This is a genomic window from Allobosea sp. TAB14, assembly GCF_052113865.1.
In the GTDB taxonomy this organism is placed as follows: Bacteria; Pseudomonadota; Alphaproteobacteria; order Rhizobiales; family Beijerinckiaceae; genus Allobosea; species Allobosea spartocytisi.
The window spans coordinates 1-5700 of the sequence record NZ_JBFRDQ010000243.1 but is presented as its reverse complement, the minus strand read 5'-3'; the positions used below and the strand labels follow the sequence as shown (position 1 = coordinate 5700).

Below are 5700 nucleotides of genomic sequence, written 5' to 3'. Positions count from 1 at the left end.
ATTCGAGCCTGCGCGCCTTCGGCGAGATCACGCGCGATCCGAGCCCGCACTACCTGACGGCGACGGAACTGGCCGGCCTGCCTCCCCGGCCGGCACGGGCGAGCGAAGACAGCGTCGCAGACAGCCGTTTCGGCACCGCAAGCAGCGACCAAACGCAGCCGCATAGTCTCGACGACGTGGCAAGCACCGAAAAGCGGATCGGAACGATCGATCTGCTGGACGACGACCTCGTCTTCACCCAGGCCGAAACGGCCCCTCAGGCGCCCGCGCGCATGCAGGCCGCCGCCGCTCCGTCCGAAGCGGCTCTGCGCGAGATCGATGCGCTGCCGGCCGAGCGCAAGCTCGCCTATTTCGTCTGAACCGGAACGCTCAATTCTCCCGCCGCAACGCGGTTTCGTGCCAGCGGCGCAGCAGGAGATGCGAGATCAGGCTCGTCGCGAGGAAGATCGCGACTCCCGACAGCGAGATCATCGCCAGCGCCGCGAAGACCCGCGGGATCTTGAGCTGGTAGCCGGCCTCGAGGATACGATAGGCCAGCCCCGAGGCATTGCCGCCGGTGCCGGCGACGAATTCGGCGACGACCGCGCCGATCAAAGCGAGGCCGCCCGACACTTTCAGSCCCGCCAGGAARTAAGGCAGCGCSGCCGGCAGCTTGAGATAGCGCAWSGTCTGCCAGCGSSTSGCGCCATAGAGCTCGAACAGATTGACGAGGTTGTGGTCGGCCGCGCTCAAGCCCAGGATCGTGTTCGACAGGATCGGGAAGAAGGCGACGATCCAGGCGCAGATCAGCAGCGACAGGTCGATGTCATCAGCCCAGATGATGATCAGCGGCGCAATGGCGACGATCGGCGTCACCTGCAGCACGATCGCATAGGGCAGGAGCGCCATTTCCAGCCATTTCGACTGGCTGAACAGCACCGCCAGCGCCACGCCGACGAGGATGGCCGCCGCGAGCGCCAGGAAGGTGATGCGCAACGTCACCCAGAGCGAGGCGGAGAGCGTCGCCCAATCCTCGACCAGGGTCCGGCCGATAAGCAGCGGTCCGGGCAGGACATAGGGCGGGATGTCGTTCCAGCGGACGGCCAGCTCCCAGAGCGCCAGCACCAGAACGCCGATGACCAGCGGCGCGAGGATGCGGGGCCAGATGCTGACCGGCAAACCGAGGAAGCGGGGCTCGGCCGGAACCGGCAGAGCCTCGGCAGCGGCAGCCTCGCGCGCCAGGGTATCCTCAGGCGCGCTCATGGGCCGATCGCTTCCTTGAGGTTGCCGGAAGCGATGCGGCAGAGATGGGCATATTCGCCGGAGGTGCGGAAGAGGTCGTCGCGCGGATAGGCGGCGTCGACCGGCAGATCGGCGATGATGCGCCCGGGCCGGGCCGCCATCACCACGATGCGCTGCGAGAGATAAACCGACTCGAAGACCGAATGGGTGACGAAGACGGCGGTGAAGCGCTCGCGTGCCCAGAGCGCGAGCAAATCGTCGTTGAGGCGATGGCGGGTGATCTCGTCGAGCGCGGCGAAGGGCTCGTCCATCAGCAGGATGCGTGGCCGCATCACCAGGGCGCGGGCGATCGAGACGCGCATCTTCATGCCGCCGGAAAGTTCGCGCGGATAGGATGTCTCGAAGCCCTTCAGCCCGACGAGAGCGAGCATCGCGGCGGCACGCTGCTCCGCTTCCGCCCGCGGCAACCTCTGCAAGGTCAGCGGCAGCATGACGTTGGCGAGCGCATTCGCCCAGGGCATCAGCGTCGGGTCCTGGAAGACGAAGCCGAGATCGCGCCCCGGCCCGGTCGCCTTTTCGTCGCGGCCCGGCCAGGCGATCGTGCCCGCGCTCGGCGCGCCCAGGCCCGCGATCATGCGCAGCAGGGTCGACTTCCCGCAGCCGGAGGGGCCGAGCAGACTGACGAACTCCCCGGCGGCGAGATCGAGATCGACGTCGCGCACGGCGAGCGTCCCGTTGCCGAAGCGCTTCGAGACCCCGCGCAATGCGACGAGGGGCATGGTGGCCTCGTCCAAGACCGATCGACCCGCGACGCTCAGGGCTTGCCCACGCCCTTGTTGATGAAGTCGAGCGTATAGGCCTTCTTCACATCGACGCCGGCCGGGAAGACGCCGACATCGGCCATGGTCTTGTAGAAGCTGGCCCAGCGCGCATCGGTCATGGCGCCGACGCCGAGTGTCAGCGCATCGCCCGACAGGACGATGCCGTTCTCGTTCATGACCTTGACGGCGTAGTCGATCTTCTCCTGATCCATGTCGGGATTGTCCTTCAGGATCAGCGCGTTGGCGGCGGCATTCTCGGGGCCGGCCTTCATGTATTGCGCCCAGCCCTCCAGCGTCGCGGTGACGAAGCGCTGGACCAGATCCTTCTTCGTCTCCATCAGCTTGCGCGAGACGTTGATCGTCGTGTTGTAGGCRTCRAAGCCATTGTCGGCGAGCAGATGCACCACCGGATTCACTCCGGCCTTCTGGATGGCGAAGGGCTCGGAGGACAGAAAACCCTGCTGCGAAATCCGCTTGTCGGCCAGGAAGGGCGCCATGCTGAAGGTGTAGGGGCGGATCTGGTCGTCGGTGTAGCCGAATTTCGCGCGCAGGAAGGGCCAGAAGGCGGTGCGCGCCTCGGTGCCGATCAGGATCGGCTTGCCCTTCAGGGCCGCAAGCGAGTCATTGCCCTGGTTCGGATGCGAGATCAGGACCTGCGGGTCCTTCTGGAAGATCGAGGCGATGGCGAGGAAGGGGATGTTCTCCTGCGCGAAGCGCACCGCCTCGAAGCTGGTCGACATCGTCATGTCGACGCGACCGCCGAGCAGGAGCTGCGACGGGTTCTGCTGCGGGCCGCCCTGCCGGATCTCGGCGTCGATGCCGTATTTCTTGTAGATGCCGTTGGCGAGCGCGAGATAGAAGCCGCCATGCTCGGCCTGGGCGCGCCAATTGGTCTGGAAGCTCACCTTGTCGAGCGTCTGCGCGTTCACCCGCGCGCCCGGCACCGGCACCAGCACGGAAGCGGCGGAGCCGCCGATGAGGCCTAGCGCGGCGCGCCGGTCCAGGCGATATCTCATCATCGTCATGTTCGGAACTCCCCCACGGCGGACCCGGCAATCTCTGGCCTTGTGCCCTTATGCCATGCGATAGCATGGCAGGAAATCGCAACACCGCCTCGCGGCAGGCGGCTTCGCGACATCCGCAACCCGCGATCGGCAGGCCGAGCATGACCGCACGCTTCTGGGGCGATCTCAAGAGCTCCGATTTCGCCGCACTGCCGCGCGAGAGCACCGTCGCGGTCCTGCCACTGGCGGCGATCGAGCAGCACGGCCCGCATCTGCCGGTCTCGACCGACACCACCATCATGAACGGCATGCTGGCCGAGGCGATGCCGCTGGTCGGCGCCGAGGTCGAGGTGCTGGTGCTCCCGACGCAGGCCATCGGCAAATCGAACGAACACCAGCATTCGCCGGGCACGCTGACCATCGGCTGGGAGAGCGCYGTCCGCTCCTGGATCGAGATCGGCGAGAGCGTGAAGCGGGCGGGCTTTCGCAAGCTCGTGCTGCTCACCTCCCATGGCGGCAATGTCGACCCGATGAAGATCGCCGCGCGTGAATTGCGCGTCACGCACGGCATGCTCGCGGTAACGAGCGCCTGGATGTCCTTCGGCCTGCCGGATGGGCTCTTTGCCGATCTCGATATCCGCCACGGCATTCATGGCGGCGATGTCGAGACCGCGCTGATGCTGCATTTCCGGCCGGACCTCGTCGATATGAGCAAGGCCGAACGCTTCGAGCCGCTGATGCTGCGGATGGCGGATGAAGACTATCGCTGGCTGAGGCCGACCGGCCCGCATGCCTTCGCCTGGATGGCTCAGGACGTGCACCCCGCAGGCGTGGCGGGCGATGCCAGCCTCGCCACGGCCGAGAAAGGCAAGGCGACCGCCGCGCTGCAGGCCAAGGGCTTTGCCGAGCTGATGGCCGACGTGGCGCGCTTCCCGCTGGAGAGGCTCCACAAGGCGGACTAAATCTTTGGGTTGTTCATCGGCTTCTCCCGAAAACCGCGCTCCGCTTTTCGGGCCGAAGCTCTGGCTCAGTCCGGATCGAGCAGGCGCGCGCCCGTCCCCTCCTCCGCCAGCCTGTCCCAGGGATTGCGCAGCGGGCAGTCCTTCACCGAAAGGCAGCCGCAGCCGATGCAGCCGTTGAGATGATCGCGCAATCGCGTCAGCCGCTCGATGCGCCGATCAAGCTCCGCCTTCCAGGCCGTGGACAGGCGCTTCCAGTCGGCCACGGTCGGCGTGCGCCCCTGYGGCAGGGCCTTGAAGGCSTCGCSGATCGTCTTCAGCGGSATKCCSGYGCGCTGCGCCACCTTGATGATCGCGACACGGCGCAGCACCTCGCGCGGATAGCGGCGCTGGTTGCCGGCCGTGCGGTGGCTGCTGATCAGCCCTTCCGCCTCGTAGAAATGCAGTGCCGAGACGGCGAGCCCGCTGCGGCGCGCGACCTCGCCGACGCTCAATTCCATGGGCAGGCGCTGCGGCATATCCATCGCACGCCCCTCCGTTTTCGGCGCTTGACCTTAACCTTAGTTGAGGTTCTATAAGCCTCGCTCCCGTGACGCAAACCGGAGCGCATCCATGCTCAAGAAGCTCGACACAAGGATCAGGCTGGCGCTGATCTACGGCAGCGGCCGCGAGGGCCGCTTCTGCGACAAGGTCGCCGGCTGGGCGATTTCCCAGATCGAGGGCGACGGCCCGTTCGAGCTCGCGATCATCGACCCCGGCACGCTCGAACTGCCGCCGCGCCATGTCGGCAGCGGCCATCCTGCTCTGGAAGAGGTTCGACAGACGATCGCCTGGGCCGACGGCTTCATCGTGGTGACGCCCGAATACAACCGCGCCTATCCGGCGATCCTGAAATTCCTGATCGACTCGATCGGGCCGGAATGGCGCGGCAAGCCGGTCGGCTTCGTCTCCTATGGCGGCATCTCGGGGGGCTTGCGCGCCGCGGAGCAGTTGCGGCTCGTCTTCGGCGAATTGCACGCCGCACCGATCCGCGACGGCGTCTCCTTCGCCGATGTCTGGGGCCGCTTCGACACGGAGGGCCGGCTCATGGAAGCCGACCGTGCCGAACGGGCGATGGCGACGATGCTGGCGCAGCTCCATTGGTGGGCGAGCGCGCTGCGGACCGCGCGCGAAACCGTGCCCTACGGCCAGTTCGCACCGGCCTGATACCTCACGCGAAGTTGGGGCGAGCTTCACAAATCCGAACTGGTCTCGCCGCGGCCTGGGCGAAACAATGCCCGCCCCGAGACCAGGAGCCGGACGGATATGAAGCTCAAACTTCTCCGCAACGCGACGCTGAAGCTCAACTATGGCGGCAGGACCTTCCTGATCGACCCGGATTTCGGGGTGCCGCTCAGTCGCCCTTCCTTCACCGGCCGCTCGCCGAACCCGATGACGCCGCTGCCCGAGCCGATCGAGGACATCCTCGCCGGGGTGGACACGGTGATCGTGTCCCACCTCCACGCCGACCATTTCGATGCGGTCGCGAAGGAGCGCGTGCCGAAGAACCTGCCGATCATTTGCCGGCCGGGTGACGAAGCGGCGATCGCGCAGGCGGGTTTCTCCTCGATCACGGCGATCGACTGCTTCATCAGGCTGGGGCCGATCATCCTGAAACGGCATCCGGCCCAGCACGGCACCGGCGCCGTGGTCGAT

General features: G+C 66.7%; 8 protein-coding genes. 4 read left to right on the top strand and 4 right to left on the bottom strand.

The window, feature by feature from the left end:
• Positions 1–359: hypothetical protein (locus tag AB4Y99_RS25160; RefSeq protein ID WP_441525238.1), on the top strand; the 359-nt coding region annotated here is incomplete at its 5' end.
• A gap of 10 nt (positions 360–369) precedes the next feature.
• On the opposite strand, the gene AB4Y99_RS25155 is transcribed toward AB4Y99_RS25160, so the two are convergent.
• From AB4Y99_RS25155 to AB4Y99_RS25145, 3 genes are read right to left on the bottom strand one after another with little or no spacing between them, the layout of a single operon-like run.
• The gene (locus AB4Y99_RS25155) at positions 370–1242 is read right to left on the bottom strand and encodes an ABC transporter permease (protein WP_441525237.1); all 873 of its coding nucleotides are present in this window, start codon (positions 1240–1242) and stop codon (positions 370–372) included.
• Complete coding sequence (locus tag AB4Y99_RS25150; RefSeq protein ID WP_441525236.1) at positions 1239–2000, bottom strand: ABC transporter ATP-binding protein; 762 nt, start codon at positions 1998–2000, stop codon at positions 1239–1241. The genes AB4Y99_RS25155 and AB4Y99_RS25150 overlap by 4 nt, the downstream gene beginning before the upstream one ends.
• A 35-nt stretch (positions 2001–2035) precedes the next feature.
• Entirely contained in the window at positions 2036–3067 is a 1032-nt protein-coding gene (locus tag AB4Y99_RS25145) for an ABC transporter substrate-binding protein (protein ID WP_113252098.1), read from the bottom strand.
• A 140-nt stretch (positions 3068–3207) separates the two neighbouring features.
• On the opposite strand from AB4Y99_RS25145, the gene AB4Y99_RS25140 reads away from it, so the two are divergent.
• Positions 3208–4008 carry a creatininase family protein gene (locus tag AB4Y99_RS25140; protein WP_441525235.1) on the top strand — a complete coding sequence of 267 codons (801 nt, stop codon included), beginning with the start codon at positions 3208–3210 and terminating at the stop codon, positions 4006–4008.
• 65 nt (positions 4009–4073) lie between these two features.
• Here the strand turns inward: AB4Y99_RS25140 and soxR are convergent, their stop codons facing one another.
• Positions 4074–4529: a redox-sensitive transcriptional activator SoxR gene (gene soxR / locus AB4Y99_RS25135; protein WP_441525234.1), complete on the bottom strand. Its 456-nt coding sequence runs from the start codon at positions 4527–4529 to the stop codon at positions 4074–4076.
• An 88-nt stretch (positions 4530–4617) separates the two neighbouring features.
• Between soxR and AB4Y99_RS25130 the strand changes: the two genes are divergently transcribed.
• Positions 4618–5211, top strand: a complete 594-nt coding sequence (locus tag AB4Y99_RS25130; RefSeq protein ID WP_441525233.1) for an NADPH-dependent FMN reductase — start codon at positions 4618–4620, stop codon at positions 5209–5211.
• A 99-nt stretch (positions 5212–5310) separates the two neighbouring features.
• A partial coding sequence (locus AB4Y99_RS25125; protein ID WP_441525232.1) for an MBL fold metallo-hydrolase occupies positions 5311–5700 on the top strand: 390 nt, incomplete at its 3' end.